Annotated in this window: 13 protein-coding genes and 1 pseudogene; 1 reads left to right on the top strand and 13 read right to left on the bottom strand. The window is 74.1% G+C overall.

All coding sequences use genetic code 11. From position 1 onward, the window contains the following. Window positions 1-83 precede the first annotated feature (83 nt). The 3 genes and pseudogenes from ligD to ABT232_RS20520 form a co-directional block, all read right to left on the bottom strand. Entirely contained in the window at window positions 84-1,010 is a 927-nt protein-coding gene (gene ligD, locus ABT232_RS20510; protein ID WP_351841843.1) for a non-homologous end-joining DNA ligase, read from the bottom strand. Continuing rightward, window positions 1,007-2,860 carry a transketolase gene (locus ABT232_RS20515; protein WP_351841845.1) on the bottom strand — a complete coding sequence of 618 codons (1,854 nt, stop codon included), beginning with the start codon at window positions 2,858-2,860 and terminating at the stop codon, window positions 1,007-1,009. The genes ligD and ABT232_RS20515 overlap by 4 nt, the downstream gene beginning before the upstream one ends. Next, window positions 2,857-4,791, bottom strand: a pseudogene (locus ABT232_RS20520) (NAD(P)/FAD-dependent oxidoreductase). Before ABT232_RS20520 ends, ABT232_RS20515 begins: the two are co-directional and overlap by 4 nt. 213 nt (window positions 4,792-5,004) lie before the next feature. Between ABT232_RS20520 and ABT232_RS20525 the strand changes: the two are divergent. Then, the gene (locus tag ABT232_RS20525) at window positions 5,005-5,964 is read left to right on the top strand and encodes an LLM class F420-dependent oxidoreductase (RefSeq protein WP_351841849.1); all 960 of its coding nucleotides are present in this window, start codon (window positions 5,005-5,007) and stop codon (window positions 5,962-5,964) included. Between the two features lie 53 nt (window positions 5,965-6,017). On the opposite strand, the gene ABT232_RS20530 is transcribed toward ABT232_RS20525, so the two are convergent. From ABT232_RS20530 to ABT232_RS20575, 10 genes are all read right to left on the bottom strand, one after another. Then, complete coding sequence (locus ABT232_RS20530) at window positions 6,018-7,052, bottom strand: SDR family oxidoreductase (RefSeq protein ID WP_351841851.1); 1,035 nt, start codon at window positions 7,050-7,052, stop codon at window positions 6,018-6,020. Beyond that, window positions 7,049-7,564, bottom strand: a complete 516-nt coding sequence (locus ABT232_RS20535) for a phage holin family protein (protein ID WP_351841853.1) — start codon at window positions 7,562-7,564, stop codon at window positions 7,049-7,051. Before ABT232_RS20535 ends, ABT232_RS20530 begins: the two co-directional genes overlap by 4 nt. Window positions 7,565-7,604: 40 nt before the next feature. Then, complete coding sequence (locus tag ABT232_RS20540) at window positions 7,605-8,522, bottom strand: arginase family protein (protein WP_351841855.1); 918 nt, start codon at window positions 8,520-8,522, stop codon at window positions 7,605-7,607. A 182-nt stretch (window positions 8,523-8,704) separates the two neighbouring features. Continuing rightward, entirely contained in the window at window positions 8,705-9,268 is a 564-nt protein-coding gene (locus tag ABT232_RS20545) for a GNAT family N-acetyltransferase (protein ID WP_351841857.1), read from the bottom strand. Window positions 9,269-9,287: 19 nt separating this feature from the next. Then, window positions 9,288-9,542: a LapA family protein gene (locus tag ABT232_RS20550; RefSeq protein ID WP_351841859.1), complete on the bottom strand. Its 255-nt coding sequence runs from the start codon at window positions 9,540-9,542 to the stop codon at window positions 9,288-9,290. A 58-nt stretch (window positions 9,543-9,600) separates the two neighbouring features. After that, window positions 9,601-11,379 (bottom strand): CocE/NonD family hydrolase, encoded by a 1,779-nt coding sequence (locus ABT232_RS20555; RefSeq protein ID WP_351841861.1) that lies wholly within the window; start codon window positions 11,377-11,379, stop codon window positions 9,601-9,603. Between the two features lie 165 nt (window positions 11,380-11,544). Next, on the bottom strand, window positions 11,545-12,468 hold the full coding sequence (locus ABT232_RS20560) for a S66 peptidase family protein (protein ID WP_351841863.1): 924 nt from the start codon (window positions 12,466-12,468) through the stop codon (window positions 11,545-11,547). Next, window positions 12,465-14,432, bottom strand: coding sequence for a dipeptidyl-peptidase 5 (locus tag ABT232_RS20565; protein WP_351841865.1), 1,968 nt, complete (start codon window positions 14,430-14,432; stop codon window positions 12,465-12,467). Before ABT232_RS20565 ends, ABT232_RS20560 begins: the two co-directional genes overlap by 4 nt. Window positions 14,433-14,436: 4 nt before the next feature. Further along, window positions 14,437-15,741: a M20/M25/M40 family metallo-hydrolase gene (locus ABT232_RS20570; protein ID WP_351841867.1), complete on the bottom strand. Its 1,305-nt coding sequence runs from the start codon at window positions 15,739-15,741 to the stop codon at window positions 14,437-14,439. Continuing rightward, on the bottom strand, window positions 15,734-16,567 hold the full coding sequence (locus tag ABT232_RS20575) for a M55 family metallopeptidase (RefSeq protein ID WP_351841869.1): 834 nt from the start codon (window positions 16,565-16,567) through the stop codon (window positions 15,734-15,736). The genes ABT232_RS20570 and ABT232_RS20575 overlap by 8 nt, the downstream gene beginning before the upstream one ends. Between the last annotated feature and the right edge of the window lie 107 nt (window positions 16,568-16,674).

A 16,674-nucleotide genomic window follows, 5' to 3' on the forward strand; every position in this document is an offset into this window, starting at 1 on the left:
CTCCCCTTCTGGCCAAACCTTCGGATTGCGCGGTGGCGCATAAGGGTGTAGGGCATATGCGGACGAACATGGACGTACGTCCGTCAGCCGCGCAGCGCGTCCAGCGCGCGCCGGGCCGGGCCGAGGGCGCGGCCCCTGCCGAGCACGCCCGCCCAGGGGTTGGCGCGGGCCTGTTCGAGGGCGTCGGCGACGGTCCAGCGGCGCGGTCCGAAGTCCGGTGCGCCGAACTGGTCCCAGGCGACGGGGACGGCGACGGGCGCGCCGGGCAGGGCGCGCACGGAGAACGGGGCGACGGCGGTCTGCGCGTAGCCGTTGCGCTGGACGTCCAGGTAGAGGCGGTCGCCGCGGTCCTTCTTGCGGGCGGCCGTGGTGAGGCGGTCGGGATGCCCGGCGGCCAGCGTCCGCGCGACGTCGTGGGCGAACTCCCGTACCTCGTCGAAGTCGTGATGACCGTTCAGTGGCACGATCACGTGCAGGCCGCGCGAACCGGTCGTCATCAGCGCGGAGGGCAGCCGCAGTTCGTCGAGGAGCTCGCCGAGCAGTCCGGCCGCCTCGCGGACCGCGGCGAAGTCGTCGCCGGAGGGGTCGAGGTCGAAGACCAGCCGGTCGGGCCGGTCCAGCCGGCCGGTGCGTGACAGCCAGCGGTGCAGAGTGAGGCAGGCCTGGTCGGCGAGGTGCACGAGGGTCGCGGAGTCGTCGCAGACGGGGTGGCGGACCGTGCCGCCCTCCTTGGGCACCTCGACGCGGGTGATCCAGTCCGGGTAGCTGTCCGGGGTGTTCTTCTGCATGAAGCGAGGCCCGCCGAGGCCGTCCGGGTGCCGCTCCAGCATCAGCGGACGGCCCCGCAGGTGCGGCAGCATGAACGGCGCGACGGACCGGTAGTAGTCGACGAGATCGCCCTTGGTGTACTCCGCCTGTCCCTCGCCGCCGGGGAACAACACCTTGCCGGGCCGCCGTACCTCGACGGTACGGCGGCCCGCGCGCACGGTACGCACCTCGGTACCGCTCACGGCACCACAGCCTGCTCCACCAGCAGGCGGACGGCGGCCGCGACCGACTCGGCGTCGATGCCGGCGGTGTGCAGCTGCTCCTCGGGCGAGGCGGAGCCCGGCATCGTACGGACGGCGAGGCGGACCAGGCGCGGCATGGGGCGCCCGTCGAGGAAGGCGTCGAGGACGGCGTCCCCGAGGCCGCCCTCCGGGTGGTGGTCCTCCACGGTGAGCAGACAGCCGGTGTCCTCGGCGGCCCGGCGCAGCGTCAGCCGGTCGACCGGCTTGACGGAGTACAGGTCGACGACCCGCACCCGGATGCCCTCCTGGTCGAGGAGGTCGGCGGCGGCCAGCGCCTCGGGGACGGTGACCCCGGCCGCGACCAGGGTGAGCCGGTCCCGCTCCGAGGAGCGCAGCACCTTGCTGCCGCCGACCGGGAACTCCTCGTCGGGCCCGTAGATCACCGGGCTCTTGCCGCGCGAGGTGCGCAGATAGCGGATGCCGTCCAGGTCGGCCATGGCGGCCACCAGGCGGGCCGTCTGATTCGCGTCGCAGGGGTAGAGCACGGTCGAGCCGTGCACCGCGCGGAACATCGCCAGGTCCTCGAGACCCATCTGCGAGGGCCCGTCCTGTCCGATCGCCACACCGGCGTGCGAGCCGACCAGATTGAGGCCGGCGCCGCTGACCGCGGCCATGCGCACGAAGTCGTGGGCGCGGGTGAGGAAGGCCGCGAAGGACGAGGCGTACGGCACCCAGCCGCGGCTGGACAGGCCCACCGCGGCGGCCACCATCTGCTGCTCGGCGATGTAGCACTCGAAGAAGCGGTCGGGATGCTCCTTGGCGAAGAACTCGGTGCGGGTGGAGTCGCCGACCTCGCCGTCCAGGGCGACCACGTCGTCGCGGGCGGTGCCGAGGGCGGCGAGCGCCTTGCCGAAGGCGTCGCGGGTGGCGACCTCGTCGCCGCCGCGGTCCCACCGCGGCAGGTCGACGTCCACGCCGTCGCGCACGGTGTGCAGTTTGCGGGCGGCCGGCGGCTCGTGCACCTGGACGGTCAGCTCACGCCGCCCGCCCAGCTGCGCGATCGCCTCCTCGGCGTCCGGCAGCGGCTTTCCGTGCAGGCCCTCCCGGTCCTCGACGCCGTCCACGCCCTTGCCCTTGAGGGTGCGGGCGAGGATCGCGGTGGGCTGGCCGAGGGTGGAGACCGCCTCGCCGTAGGCGCGGTCGATCGCGTCGACGTCATGGCCGTCGATCTCGATGGTGTGCCAGTCGAAGGCCCGGAAGCGGCGGGCGTAGGCGTCGAGGTCGTGGCCGTGCCGGGTCGGGCCGCGCTGGCCGAGCCGGTTCACGTCGACGATCGCGACGAGGTTGTCCAGGTGTTCGTGGCCCGCCTGCTCGGCCGCCTCCCACACCGAACCCTCGGCCAGCTCACTGTCCCCGCACAGCACCCACACCCGGTAGTCGGTGCGGTCGAGCCGCTTGCCGGACAGCGCGACTCCGACACCGACCGGCAGCCCCTGGCCCAGCGATCCGGTGGCCGTCTCCACCCACGGCAGCCGCTGCGGCGTCGGATGCCCCTCCAGCCGGCTGCCCGCCTTGCGGAACGTCAGCAGCTCCTCGTCGTCGAGGGCGCCGGCCGCCTTGTACGCCGAGTACAGCAGCGGGGACGCGTGGCCCTTGGAGAGGATGAAGCGGTCGTTGGCGGGGTGCGCGGGGCGGTCGAAGTCGTAACGCAGGTGGTTGGCCAGCAGGACGGCCATCAGGTCGGCGGCGGACATCGAGGACGTGGGGTGCCCGGAGCCCGCGGCGTCCGCGGCCCGCACGCTGTCCACGCGCAACTGCTGTCCCAGCTCGACGAGTTCAGGGGTGTTCATCGCTCTCCTTCGGCGGGCGGTTCGAGGAAACGGTCGTCGGGCAGGTCGGACGCCTTGACCGGACCGGGCGGCTCGGGGCCGGTGCGGTGGGGACCGGCTTCGGCCTGCCCGGCCGGACCGGGAGGTTCGCGGTCGGCACGGGGGTCGGCGGCCGTGTCGGGCCGCCGCACGGGGCCGGGGGGCTCGCCTCCGGCACCGGAGTCCGCGGGACCCGGCGGCTCACGGTCGGCGCGCGGTTCGGCGGGACCGGGCCGCCGCGGCGGGCGGTCGGCGCGCGGCTCGGCCGGGCTCGAATCCTCCGCGCCGGTCACCGTCTCGGCGGGGCCGGACGGTTCGATCCCGGCGGAACCGACGGGGCCGGGTGTCTCGGCGTCCAGGAAGGGCCCGGCGACCCCGGACCACTCGGCGTCACTCTCCACCACGGCCCCGAGCGGCCGGCTCCGGCGCGAGGCGTTCGCAGCGCTCTCGGCGTGCTCGGCGTTCTTGGTGTGCTCGGTGTGCTGGGCGTGCTCGGCGTTGGTGTGCTGGGCGTGCTCGATGTTCTCGGTGTTCTCGGTGTTCTCGGTGTTCTCCGACACGGTCCGCCTCCCGGCTTCCGTACCCGCGCCCCCTTCGCCCCCGCTGCCTCCTCCCCCGCCTCCCGGTCCCTGCGGGCGGCGCACCAGCTCCGGCGCGTCCGTGTCCAGCGGCACCGCCCAGGACCGTACGAGCCCCAACTGCACCGCCTGCCGCGGCAGTACCGCGTCGAGGAACCAGTCCGCGGCCACCCGCACCCGGTTGCCCGGCATCGCGGCCAGGTGGTACCCGCGGGTGACCGCTCCGGCGAGCGGCCCGGAGAGCGGCACGCCGAACGGGTTGGCGGCGGCCTGGGCCCCGCCGAGGTCCACCACGAACCCCATGTCGCGGTGCCGGTAGGCCTGCCGCCGCGCCGCGCCCAGCGAGGCGGCGACGTTGCGGGCGCACACCTTGCCCTGCCGCCAGGCGTGCTGCGCGGTCATCGGCGTGTACTCCCCCGGCTTCTCCAGGTCCGGCACGGCGGCCGCGTCGCCGCAGGCGAACACCTCCGGCCGGCCCGGCACCCGGAGGTAGGGGTCGACGAGCAGCCGGCCGCGTTCCAGCGGCAGTTCCAGCGAGGCGACCAGCGGGTCGGGCCGCACCCCGACGCACCACACCAGGGTGCGGGTCTCGACGTACTCGCCGTCGGTCAGCAGGACTCCGCCGTGCGTGGCTTCCTTCACGGACGTCCCCATGCGCACGTCCACACCGCGTCGCCGCAGCACCCGGTCGGCGGTGCGGGAGAGCCGCTCGTCCAGCTCGGGCAGGACGCGTGGCGCGACGTCCAGCAGGATCCAGCGCGGCCGCAGGCCCTCCCGCAGCGGGTGCCTGCGGACCTGCGCGTCGGTGAAGGCCTGGCCGTGCGCGGCGACCTCGGTGCCGGTGTACCCGGCGCCGACCACGACGAAGGTGCAGCGCGCCGCGCGGCTCCTCGGGTCGTCGGAGCCGGCGGCGAGTTCCACCTGCCGGGTCACGTGGTCCCGCAGGTACAGCGCCTCGGGCAGGCCGCGGAAGCCGTGCGCGTGCTCGGCGACGCCGGGGACGGGCAGCAGCTTGTTGACGCTGCCGGCGGCGAGGACCAGCCGGTCGTACTCCAGGGTTCCGCCGCCGCCCTCGGGGTCGGTGTAGCGCACGGTCCGTGCGTCGAGGTCGACGCGGTCGGCCTCGCCGAGCACCAGCCGTACCCGGGGCAGGGTGCCGGAGAGGGAGACGGTGACCCGGCGCGGTTCCAGGATCCCCGCCGCGACCTGGGGCAGCAGCGGCAGGTACAGGAAGTGGTCGGTCGGGTTCAGCAGGGTGATCTCGGCCTTGTCCCGGGCGGCCCGGGACAGTTCGCGGGCCGCCCGGTAGCCGGCGAAACCGGCACCGACGATCACGATGCGGGGTCGGCTCACGGGGCGCCTCCGGCAGGGTCGCGCACGGACGAGGACGTACGGGTCCTCCCCTGGGGGTGCTCCCCGGGTCGTCCCGTACGGGCCTTCCGCGTCCCCCTGGCATGGCCGGTCAAACGTCCCGCGGTTCCGCCCCCGGCCGCCGGGTACTCGGTGCCGGACCCCCACCCCAGCCGCTCCGTCGCGGAGGTACCCCCCATGCCCGAGTACGGCTACTTCCTCTCCTGCGAGGAATTCGGCCCCGCGGACCTCGTGGAACAGGCCAGGATGGCCGAGCAGGCCGGATTCCAGTCGCTGTGGATCTCCGACCACTACCACCCCTGGAACGACGCGCAGGGCCAGAGTCCGTTCGTGTGGTCGGTGATCGGCGCGCTCTCCCAGGCCGTGTCACTGCCCATCGAGACGGCGGTGACCTGTCCGACGGTACGGATCCACCCGGCGGTGGTGGCGCAGGCCGCCGCGACCAGCGCGGTGATGACCGGCGGCCGGTTCCGGCTCGGAGTGGGCACCGGCGAGGCGCTGAACGAGCACATCCTCGGCCACACCTGGCCGCCCGCGGACATCCGCATGGAAATGCTGGAGGAGGCGATCCTGATCATGCGCCGGCTGTTCTCCGGCGAGGAGGTCAGCCACCGCGGCACGCACTACACGGTGGAGAACGCCCGCCTCTACACGGTCCCGGACGAGCCCGTCCCGATCGACATCTCCGGCTTCGGCCCCAAGGCGACCGCGCTGGCGGCGCGTGTCGGCGACGGCTACATCACGATGATGCCCGAGGCGGACATGGTGGAGCAGTACCGCAAGGGCGGCGGCGGTGCCAAGCCGGTCAGCGGCGGCACCAAGGTCTGCTACGGGCCGGACCGCGACGAGGCCGTGCGCACGGTGCGGCGGCTGTGGTCCAACGAGTTCCTGCCCGGCGAGATGGGGCAGGTGCTGCCGTCACCGCGCCACTTCGAGCAGCTTCAGCCGCTGGTCACCGAGGAGATGGTGGCGGAGAACGGGGTGTGCGGGGACGACGTGGACGAGCATGTGGCCGCGCTGACCGCCTTCGCCGACGCGGGCTTCGACCGGGTCTACGTCAACCAGATCGGCCCGGACCAGCGCGGCTTCTTCGACTTCTACCGCACCAAGGTGCTGCCGCGGCTCCCCGGCGCCTGAACACGGCGCTCAGGCCTCCTGAGCATGGCGCTCAGGAGGCCTGAGCATGCCGCTCAGCGGCGCGCCGAGCGGCCCTGGCGGCCCAGTCGGCGCGCCGCGAGCAGTCCCGCTGCGAGGGTGAGCGCCGCGCCCATCCGCCCGCGCTGCCGGGACAGCCACTGCTGCGGGCTGTCGGCGTGCGACTCCTGGTCGAAACGGCCGTGCGCCCCGAAGTCCCGGCCGCGCGGGCCGTCGGCCGGGCCCCACAGGTTCCCGCCGCTCCCGGCGCCCTCGCGCGGCCCCCGCTCCTGCTGGGCGTCGTAGCCGGTCCGGGCCAGGTAGCGGTCGAGCAGCCCGGGTGCGAGCGCGTTGGCGACCAGGGTGGCCGCGGTGGAGCCGCCGACCCAGTACTCGCGCCGCCGGGCGTGGCCGGCCGCGTGCACGATCGCCCGGGCCGCGACCTCGGGCTGGTAGACCGGCGCCACCGGCCGGGGCCGTCCCGGCATCCGGCTCAGCACCCACTCGAACTGCGGGGTGTTGACCGCCGGCAGTTGCACCATCGTGGTGCGCACCCGGGTGCCCTCGTGCAGCAGCTCGCACCGCAGGGACTCGGTGAACCCCTGGATGGCGTGCTTGGCCCCGCAGTAGGCGGACTGCAACGGCACCCCGCGGTAGGCGAGCGCGGATCCGACCTGGACGATCGTGCCTCGGTCGCGCGGCAGCATGTGCCGCAGCGCGGCACGGGTGCCGAACACATAGCCCAGGTAGGTCACTTCGGTCACCCGGCGGAACTCGTCGGCGGTGATCTCGGTGAACGGGGCGAAGATCCCGGCGAAGGCGTTGTTGACCCAGACGTCCAGGGGTCCGAACGCGTCGACGACCTGCCGGGCGGCGTCCTCGACGGCGTCGGCGTCGGCCATGTCGACGGTGACGACCAGGGGCTCGCCGCCCGCGGGCCGCACCTCGTCGGCCGCCGCGGCCAGCCCCGCACGGCCGCGGCCCAGCAGGGCGACGCGGTCGCCGCGCGCGGCGAAGGCGCGGGCCGTCGCCCGGCCCACGCCACCGCTCGCGCCGGTGACCACCACGGTCCGGCCGTGCCGTGCGGTCATGCCCGGTGCGGCGGGTTCTCCGGGTCGATGTCGTCCCGCCGCGGCGCCGGAACGCCGGTGCGGGGGGCGACGGACGGCATCGGCGGGTACGGGGCGCCGAGTCCGCTCGGCGGGGTGGCGGGCGCGGTGCCGCCGACGGTGCGGCCGTTGCCGGCGTCGTACATCGTCGTGTGCGCGTCGGCGTGCCCGTCCGGGTGCCCGTGCTGATGCCCGTCCGGGTGCTTGGGCCGGGCGGCGCTGCGCAGCGCGTAGGCCACGACGGCGAGCAGCGCCGCGGTGATCAGTGCGGCGGCCCAGTCGGGCAGCACCAGCGCCAGGGCGAGCCCCGCGGCGAGCGCCACGGCGGCGCCGGCGTAGAGGGCGACGGTGCCGGACGCGGCGTACAGCATCGCCGTGCGGCGCTGCTTGCGCGTCTGCCGGCGGAGTTCGTCGCGGATCGTCTCGCGCGCGACCTGCGCCAGCTCATCGGCCAGATGCCTGTCCAGATGCTCCAGATGATCCAAGCGTTCCATGACGGCCGGGTACCCGGCGCCCGGCACGGTTAACGCATTGTCACGACGCGGGCGGTGGCGTCCGCGGGGCGAGGGCGTCCACCACGATGTCGGTGAGCAGCGCTCCGGCTGTGCCGTCCGGGTCGAGGTCGGGGTCGTAGATGGTGACGTTGAGGCCGACGCAGTGCGGTGAGGCGAGCAACGGGCGCAGCAGGGCGACGAGTTCGGCGGGGAGCAGGCCGTCGGGGTCGGGGCTGTCGACCGCGGGCATCACCGTCGGGTCGAGGACGTCGGCGTCCAGGTGCAGCCAGAATCCGTCCAGCGCAGGCGTCTCGTAGGACTGGGCGGTGGCGCGGGCGAGCGCGTCCGCGCCCCACTCCCGCAGATCGCCGACGGTGACGACGGGCATCCTCAGGGCGGCGAGTTCGGCGCAGTCGTCGTGGAAGGCGTCGCGGATGCCGAAGAACCGCACGTCCTCGTCGCGCAGATACGGCTTCAGCCCTTCCAGGTCGGTCAGGTCGTCCTGCCCGCGCCCGGTGGCCAGCGCGACCTCCTCGCCGCCTGCGGCGCCGATCCGGTCGGAGTTGCCGGGGTGCCGGAAGTCCGGGGAGGCGTCCACGGCGACGAGGCCGTAGCGGCCGATGCGGCGCAGCGCGAGGGAGGCGCCGAGCTGGATGGAGCAGTCGCCGCCGAGGACGACGGGGAAGTCCCCGGCGCGTACGTGCCGTTCCAGGCGGTCGGCGAGCCTACGGGTGTAGGCGGCGATCGCGGCGGCGTTGAAGACGCCGTCGCCCTCCTGCCAGTCGCCGCGGTCGTAGCGCGGCGGCACCACCACCCCGCCTTCCAGGGCGCCCAGACGCTGGACGATCCGCTGCTCGCGCAGCGCGCCGGCCAGCTTGTGGCAGCCGGGCACGGTGCCGGGGGCGGGCGGCCGCAGGCCGAGGTTGGAGGGGGCGTCGAGCACGACGGTGTTCCGCATGCGGTCCATCGTCGGCGACGCGGAGTTCGGCCTTCAACCGGATCGGGGCGGATTCCGGAGACAGAAGCCTCCCGGAGACGGCAGGGCCCGCGGGCGGCAGGACGAGGCGGCGACCGGCGCCGAGCGAGCTGCGCACCTCTCGCCGTAGCCGGCACTCGCGTCGCTCGGCCTCGGCCGCAAGGTCAGCCGGAGGTCCGCTGCTCGGCGGTGAGCGCCCAGCGTTCGTGGTCGCGCCAGGCCCCGTCGATGAAGAGCATGGCGGGCGAGAAGCCCTCCAGCCGGAAGCCGAGGGCCTTGGCGAGGCCGATGGAGGCCGTGTTCCCGGGCTGCACGTTGATCTCCAGCCGGTGCAGCCGCATCGGCCCGAAGGCGTGTCCGATCACCAGGTCCAGGCCCTCGCGCATCAGCCCGCGTCCGGCGGCGTGGGCGAAGGCGCCGTAGCCCAGGGCGCCGCACTGGAAGCCGCCGCCGACGATGTTGTTGATGTTGATGAACCCGGCGATGGCCCCCGGCCCGGCCGCCGCGTCCTTCTCGCAGACGAGGAAGCCCGCCTTCGTCGGATCCTCGATCAGCCGGCCCGCGTAGGCGGCGTACGTCGCGGCGGTGTCCGGCGGGAACAGCCAGGGATGGTGCAGGTCCTTGCTCTCCCGTACGCGGGCGGTGAACTCGGCGCCGTCCTGCTGGGTGAAGTGGCGTATGCCCACCCGAGGGCCTTCGGCGAGGTAACGGGAACTGGTGTGCGGCATTCCGACAGCCTATGACGGGCTAGCCGCGGCGTCTGAGGAACAGCGCCCCGCACAGGGCGCCGATCACCCCGGTGGCGAGCAGGGCCACCCAGAGCGGCATGGTCACCACCGGGACCAGCAGCCTGATCTCGGTCTCCTGGGTGTTCTCGAAGATGAAGACGAGGGCGAGGACGGCGAGGACCAGCCCGGTGACCCGGGCCGGAGTCAGCGACCGGCGTACGCCGCCGTCCTTGCCGACAGGCGACGTGACGCGCCTGGAGGACTTCCGGCTCATACCACCAGGGTGGGCCCGATGCCCCGCCGCCGCACGGCGGGGCGGCCCTCCGGGTGACTCAGCCGGCCGTCACGGGCAGGCGCAGCACCCCGGTGTCGTCCGGCGCGCTCACCACGGTGACCGGTTTGACGCCGCGGTTGCCGAAGTAGGCGTCGTCGCTCGCCGCGACCACGAACCGCAACCGGTGTCCGGGCTCGTACCGGTGCACGAGCCCCGGCAGGGTCACCGTGAACGGCTCGGTGACGTCCGGCACCCGCACCGGTGCGACCAGCCGGTGCACCAGCGTGCTGCCGCCGTCGGGCGCGACGTCGTACAGCTTGGCGAAGAGCACCAGCTTGTCGGCGGCGTCACCGGAGTCCTGGGTGCGCTCGGCCCGCGGGGAGGCGACCTTCAGGGTGACGCTGGGGGCGCCCACGACGGTGACGGCGCGTGTCAGCGGCTCACCGGTCCAGGCGAGATGGGTGCCCGCGGTGTCGTACGGGGCCGGGTCGGGCAGTCCGAGCAGGCCGGCCAGCGAGCTCTCCGAATGACTGCTGGGGAGCGGCCAGTTGGTGTACGTGCGGCTGCCGCGTGCCACCTTCGCGCGGCGGTCGACGAGCCTGCCGTCGCCGGACAGGTACAGGGTGGTCGTCGGGGCGGGCAGCCGGTCGGCGGTGGCGTAGGTGTCGTCGGGGTCGCCGATCCAGTCGCGGTGGTAGGCGAAGGCCGGACCGGTGTCGACGGGCCGGTGGCGCAGGTAGTGGTCGAACCAGGCGAGGATGCGGCGGCCGACGTAGCTGGTCTCCAGCTCGCCCCTGCTCAGGTCGAGTTCACCGGCCGGCGGATCGGTGAGGCCGCCGCTGTGGCCCCAGGCCTGCCAGATCATCCTGACCGGGGTGCCCCGCGCCTTGAGCGTCCGGTACGTCGCGGTCGCCTCGTTGAGGTTGAACAGCGTGTCGGCCTGCCCCTGGATCAGCAGGGTCGGCGTCCGCACGCGGTGCAGATAGGAGACCGGGGAGACGCTGTGGGCGTAGTCGAGGAGTGCGGCGGTCCGGTCCGCCGGGTAGCGGCCGGAGTTGAGGGTGCGGATCGTCTCGCAGGCGCGGGTGGTGAAGTGGAGGCAGGCGAGCGAGTTGATCCGGGACGGGTCGAGGCTGGGCTGGAGCAGCGGCTGGCCCTCGCCCATCAGGTAGAAGCCGTTGGACCACTGCCATTTGAAGGCGCCGGGCACTTTGCGTGCGCCGGTGGCGTTGTTGGGGGCGAGGGAGTAGGCGAGGTCGTGCCAGGTGATCATGGGCACCAGCGCGTCGACGCGTCGGTCCACGGCGGCGGTGGCGAGCTGGACGGCGCCGCCGTAGGAGCCGCCGATCATGCCGACGCGCGGATCGCCGGCGCGGTCGAGGGTGACGAAGCCGGCCCGGGTGCCGTCGTCGGCGGCCCGGTCCCCGGCCAGGAAGTCGACCAGCCGGGCGGCGGCCCTGCCGTCGATCTCCGGGTCGTCCAGGGAGATCAGACAGCCGGACCCGCCGAAGCCGAGCCCGGAGTAGACCAGTGCGACGTAGCCGCGCCGGGCGAAGGCCTTGCCGACGGCGTCGGTGGAGCCGTCGTCCTTGCTGCCGCCGAAGCCGTTGGTGGCGAGGACGGCGGGGGCCGGGCGGTCGTGGTCCACGCCGGCGGGCCGGTAGAGGTCGGCGTCGATCGCGCAGCTGCGGTCTCCCGCCTGGACGGTGAACTTCAGCGCGGTCACCGTGTAGGGCGTGGTCGCGGCGGCGGGAGCGGTGAGGGCGAGCGGCGCGGCGAGGGCCGTGCCGAGCACGGCGGCGAGGACGGCACGCGATCTGGACGCGCGTCGGGGCACATGGACCTCCACACTGAGGACAACCCGAACCGGTCGGCGGGTACTGGCCGGTAGCCATGCTGTGACACGTGTCAGCGCAGGTCAATCACCGCGGCGGTGGTTTCATGACGGGCGTTCAGCTCCCGGCGGCGCGCGGGCCGTTCCGGGGGGCGCGCGAGCCCGCGCTCAGCTCAGCGCGGGCTGCTCCAGAGTCAACGTCCCGGCTGGCGCGTCGAGTTCGGCGGCCATGCCGAAGGGGATCGTCAGCGCGTCCGCGCAGTGGCCGAACCCGAAGTCCTCCACCACCGGCACCTTGAGTCCGCCCAGCCGCTCGACCAGCAGCGCGCGCACCCGCTCGTACGGGTCGCACTCCTCCCACGAGCCGAGCAGCACCCCGCGCACCCCGTCGAACCAGCCGGACCGCAGGAGCTGGGTGAGATAGCGGTCCAGGCGGTACGTCTCCTCCCCCACGTCCTCCAGGCACAGCAGCCCGCCCGCCGCCGAGGCACGGGCGTGCGGCGTGCCGCGTTCGGCGGCGAGCAGGCACAGGCAGCCGCCGAGGAGGACGCCCCGGGCGCGGCCGGGGACCAGGGCGCGGCCCCCGGAGGCGATCGTGCGGACCGTCTCCGGCGCGAACAGGGTGGCCCTCAGATGCTCCTGGGCGCGGGCGCTCTTGATGAAGTCGATCCCGGCGGCCATCGGGCCGTGCAGGGTGACCAGGCCGAGCCGGACGGCGAACGCCTCGTGCAGCGCGGTGACGTCGCTGAAGCCGACCAGCACCTTCGGCCCGGCGGCGCGCAGCGCGTCCCAGTCCAGCAGATCCGCGACCCGCTGCGCCCCGTAGCCGCCGCGGGCGCACAGCACCGCGGCCACCGAGGGGTCGCACCAGGCGTTCTGGAGGTCGGCGGCCCGGTCGGCGTCCGTGCCCGCGAGATAGCCGAAGTCGCCGTGCCGGTCGAGGACGTGCGGGGCGACGACCGGGTCGAGATCCCAGCCGCGCAGCACGTCGAGACCGGCCTGGAGCCGTTCCTCGGGCACCGGCCCGCTGGGCGCGACGACGGCGACCCGCGCACCGGGCGCGAGCCGGGGCGGCCGGACGAGTGGCTTCATCGGGTCAGCTCCAGTACCGGGACGCCGGGCGTGCGCAGCCCGAAGACCTGACCGTACAAGGAGAGTTCCGCCTCCAGCGCGCGCACCAGGGTCTGCGCCCGGCGGAAACCGTGCCCCTCGCCCTCGAAGGCCAGATACGCGTGCGGCACCCGCCGCCCGTCCAGCCGGGCCAGGAACCGCTCGCACTGGACGGGCGGGCAGATCGGGTCGTCCAGGCCCTGGAGCAGCAGGAACGGTACGTCGATCCGGTCGGCCCGGGTCACCGGCGAGCGCTCGGCGTACCGGGCGGGCACCTCGGCGAGCGGGCCGACCAGGCTGTCGAGGTAGCGGGACTCGAAGTCGTGGGTGCCGCCGGACGCCCAGCCGGTCAGGTCCAGGACCGGATAGACGATCGTGCCGCAGGCGTAGACGTCGGTGGCGGCGAGGGAGGCGGCGGCCGTCCAGCCGCCCGCGCTGCCGCCCCGGATCGCCAGCCGCTCCCGGTCGGCGGTGCCCTCGTCGGCGAGGGTGCGGGCGACGGCCGCGCAGTCCTCGACGTCGACCACGCCCCACTGCTCGCGCAGCAGCTCCCGGTAGGCGCGCCCGTAGCCGCTGGAGCCGCCGTAGTCGACCTCGACCACGCCGATGCCGCGTGAGGTGAAGTAGGCGATGTCCAGGTCGAGGACGAGCGGTGCGCGGTCGGTGGGGCCGCCGTGCGCCCACACGACGTACGGCGGCAGTTCGTGGGCCGGCGCGGTGCAGCCGGGGTGGTGCGGCGGGTACACCCGCGCGTGGACCTCGCGGCCGGCCGGGCCGGTGAAGGTGCGGATCTGCGGCTCGGGGTAGTAGGCGGGGTCGACGACGTCGTCGTGCGGGGCGCCGATCACCCGGGCGCGGCCGGTCCGGGTGTCCAGCTCGACCACCTCGTAGGCGCTGCGCGGACTGGCGCCGACGGCGACGATCCGCTCGCCGTGCACGGAGAGGGTGGGCGTGAACTCGGTCCACGGACCGGCAGTGTCGACGAGGTCACCGGATTCGGGATCCAGTATGCCGAGGACGGCCGACCCGCGACCGTGGACGACCGCGATCAGCCCGTTCTCCAGGGGCGCGAACCAGCGCTGCCCGACCTTCCACAGCGGGCCGCCGAACTCCTCCTCCCGGGGACACAGCGGCTCGTGGTCGCGGTACAGGTTCCACCAGCCCGTACGGTCGCTCGTGTACAGAAGACGGCCGTCCGTCGACCAGTCGACCTGGGCGATGGACTCCTGCGGCCCGCCGGCCACCGTCCGCGCCTGCCCGAGGCGTCCGTCGTCCCCGACCTCGGCGACGACCAGTTCGGTGCCCTCCCAGGGCATCCGCGGATGGTCCCAGCCGAGCCAGGCCGCGCGCCGCCCGTCGGGTGCCAGGCGCGGCCCGGTGACGAACCGGTGCCGGCCGTCGCTGAGTTCCCGGACCGCGCCCCGGTCCTCGGCCGCCGAGCCGTCCAGCGGTACGGCGGCCAGGGCCCGGCGGACGTCACCGGGCCCCTCGCCGGTGAACTCCTCCAGCACGCACCACACTTCGCCGTGCTTCACCCGCACCAGCGGATCGGCCCAGCGCAGCCCGCCGCCCACGGACGACACCGGCGTCAGCGGGCGCGGCGCGCCGCCGCCGGGCTCGTACCGGTACAGCCGCTGGTCGGCGAAGTGGACGAACACCACCAGCGGACGGCCGTCCATCAGCGCGCCCGCCCAGGGCTGACCGCCGTACTCCCACACCCGGCTGCGCACGTTCCACGGCGACGGCAGCACCGCCTCCTCGGTTCCGTCCGCGCGCCGCCGCACCAGGGCCCGCCGGCCGCCCTCGGCGGGCCGGGGCTCGGTCCACCACACCTCGTCGCCGACGAAGCCGACGTACTCGGGCCGGCCGTCGTGCGCGGCGGCGAGGGCCGCGTCGATCGGCGAGGGCCAGGAGCCGTACGCGAGGGTCCGCACCTCGTCCCCCATCCGCCTAGGCCGTCCGCAGGAAGCGGTCCAGGACCCGCACCCCGAAGTGCAGCGCCTCGACCGGCACCCGCTCGTCGACCCCGTGGAACATGGCCTGGTAGTCGTAGCCCTCGGGGAGCTTCAGCGGGGTGAAGCCGTAGCCGGTGATGCCGAGCCGGGAGAACTGCTTGGCGTCGGTGCCGCCCGACATGCAGTACGGCACCACATGGCCCTCCGGCGCGAACTCCTCGACGGCGGCGCGCAGTCCGGCGAACGTGGCGGAGTCCACCGGCGCCTGGAGGGCGACCTCGCGGTGGTGGAACTCCCAGTCCACGTCCGGACCGGTGAGCGCGTCGAGGGTGGTGCGGAACTCCTCCTCGCCGCCGGGCAGATACCGCCCGTCGACGAAGGCCACGGCCTCACCGGGGACGACGTTGACCTTGTAACCGGCTTCCATCATGGTCGGGTTGGCGCTGTTGCGCACGGTCGCCTCGACCAGCTGCGCCGCCGGGCCGAGCTTCTCCAGCAGCCGGTCGACCTCGCTGAGATCGGGGTCGAGGCCGTAGAGCGCGGCGAGTTCGGTGAGCGCGGCCCGCACGGTCGGGGTGAGCCGCAGCGGCCAGGTGTGGTCGCCGATGCGGGCCACGGCGGCGGCGAGGCGGGTGACCGCGTTCTCGCGGTTCACCTTGGAGCCGTGGCCGGCGCGGCCGCGCGCGGTGAGCTTGAGCCAGGCGGTGCCGCGTTCCCCGGCGGCGATCGGGTAGATCTGCCGGCCGGCGCCGTCGTGGAAGGTGAACGCGCCGGACTCGCTGACGCCCTCGGTGCAGCCCTCGAACAGCTCCGGGTGCGTGTCGGCGAGGAACCCGGAGCCGTCCTCGGCGCTGGCCTCCTCGTCGGCGGTGAACGCGAGCACGATGTCCCGCCGGGGCCGCACGCCCTCGCGGGCCCAGGACCGGACCACGGCGAGGATCATCGCGTCCATGTTCTTCATGTCGACGGCGCCCCGCCCCCAGACGACGCCGTCGCGGACCTCGCCGGAGAACGGGTGCACGCTCCAGTCCGCGGCCTCGGCGGGGACGACGTCCAGGTGGCCGTGGAGGAGGAGCGCGTCGGCGGACGGGTCGGTGCCCGCGATCCGCGCGACGACGTTGGTCCGGCCCGGGGTGCGCTCCAGGAGGGTGGGCTCCAGGTCCGTCTCGGCCAGCAGCGCGGCGGCGTACTCGGCCGCGGGCCGCTCCCGGCAGTCGCCGCCGCCCCGGTTGGTGGTGTCGATGCGGATGAGGTCGGAGGTGAACGCGACGACCTCGTCCAACGCTCGCTGGTCAGCCATACTGCTCCTCCACGGCGGCCGCGACGACGGTGGTGACCGCCTTGAAGGTGCGGATCCCCTCGTACATGGTCTCGCTGGTGTACGCCACCTTGCGCTCACCGGTGCGCTCGACGCCCGGCACGACGGTGGCCGCCGCCGACAGGTGCTCGGCGTCGAACTCGACGGCGATGGTATACGGTCCACCGACGACAGGATCCCGTCGTCCGGCGAGCGCCACCGCCTCCTTCGCCGCCGCCCTGATGTCGGCGGCGGTCCTGGCCGGTGTACGGCACACGGCGGCGTAGCGCGACACATGGTCCTTCACCGCGACCTTCAGCGCCTCGGGCGCGTACCCGAGCGCGTCCTCGCAGGCCACGTCGTCGCCGGTGACCAGCACCACCGGCACGCCGTGCTCCGCGACCACATGGGCGTTGAGCAGCCCCTCGCTGGCCCGGACGTCGTTCAGCCAGACGCCGGTGATGGAGTTGGCGAGGTAGGTGTGGGCGAGGACGCCCTCCATCCCGGCGCCCGCGTGATAGCCGACGAAGGCGACGCCGTCGACGTCGCCGTGCTGCACGCCCTCCACCATGGACAGCGCCTTGTGCCGCCCGGTCAGCATCTCCACCCGGTCGTCGAGCTGTTCCAGGAGCAGGTTGCGCATGGTCCAGTGCGCCTCGTTGACCAGCACCTCGTCGGCGCCGCCGTCGAACAGGCCCAGGGCGGCGGCCTGGACGTCCGAGGTGAACATCGGCCGGCAGCGCTCCCACTGCGGCGTCCCCGGCAGGACGTCGGCCGGCCAGGTGACGCCGGTGGCGCCCTCCATGTCGGCGCTGATGAGGATCTTCACCGTGCTCCCAACTCCGGACCCCCGGACCGCGGATCTTCTGCGGCCTCACGTTACGCGCGGGCCGCACGTCAGACCAGAACATGCGCACGGCGCCGCCGCCGTGGCGG

It is taken from the genome of Streptomyces sp. NPDC001532 (genome assembly GCF_040298625.1).
Classification (GTDB): Bacteria; Actinomycetota; Actinomycetes; order Streptomycetales; family Streptomycetaceae; genus Streptomyces.

What these genes read in the sequence shown, in the direction of transcription:
- ABT232_RS20530 (WP_351841851.1), bottom strand. Translation starts at nt 7,052, where the DNA reads ATGACCGCACGGCACGGCCGGACCGTGGTGGTCACCGGCGCGAGCGGT.
- ABT232_RS20540 (WP_351841855.1), bottom strand. Translation starts at nt 8,522, where the DNA reads ATGCGGAACACCGTCGTGCTCGACGCCCCCTCCAACCTCGGCCTGCGG.
- ABT232_RS20515 (WP_351841845.1), bottom strand. Translation starts at nt 2,860, where the DNA reads ATGAACACCCCTGAACTCGTCGAGCTGGGACAGCAGTTGCGCGTGGAC.
- ABT232_RS20560 (WP_351841863.1), bottom strand. Translation starts at nt 12,468, where the DNA reads ATGAAGCCACTCGTCCGGCCGCCCCGGCTCGCGCCCGGTGCGCGGGTC.
- ABT232_RS20550 (WP_351841859.1), bottom strand. Translation starts at nt 9,542, where the DNA reads ATGAGCCGGAAGTCCTCCAGGCGCGTCACGTCGCCTGTCGGCAAGGAC.
- ABT232_RS20535 (WP_351841853.1), bottom strand. Translation starts at nt 7,564, where the DNA reads ATGGAACGCTTGGATCATCTGGAGCATCTGGACAGGCATCTGGCCGAT.
- ABT232_RS20565 (WP_351841865.1), bottom strand. Translation starts at nt 14,432, where the DNA reads ATGGGGGACGAGGTGCGGACCCTCGCGTACGGCTCCTGGCCCTCGCCG.
- ABT232_RS20570 (WP_351841867.1), bottom strand. Translation starts at nt 15,741, where the DNA reads ATGGCTGACCAGCGAGCGTTGGACGAGGTCGTCGCGTTCACCTCCGAC.
- ABT232_RS20545 (WP_351841857.1), bottom strand. Translation starts at nt 9,268, where the DNA reads ATGCCGCACACCAGTTCCCGTTACCTCGCCGAAGGCCCTCGGGTGGGC.
- ABT232_RS20525 (WP_351841849.1), top strand. Translation starts at nt 5,005, where the DNA reads ATGCCCGAGTACGGCTACTTCCTCTCCTGCGAGGAATTCGGCCCCGCG.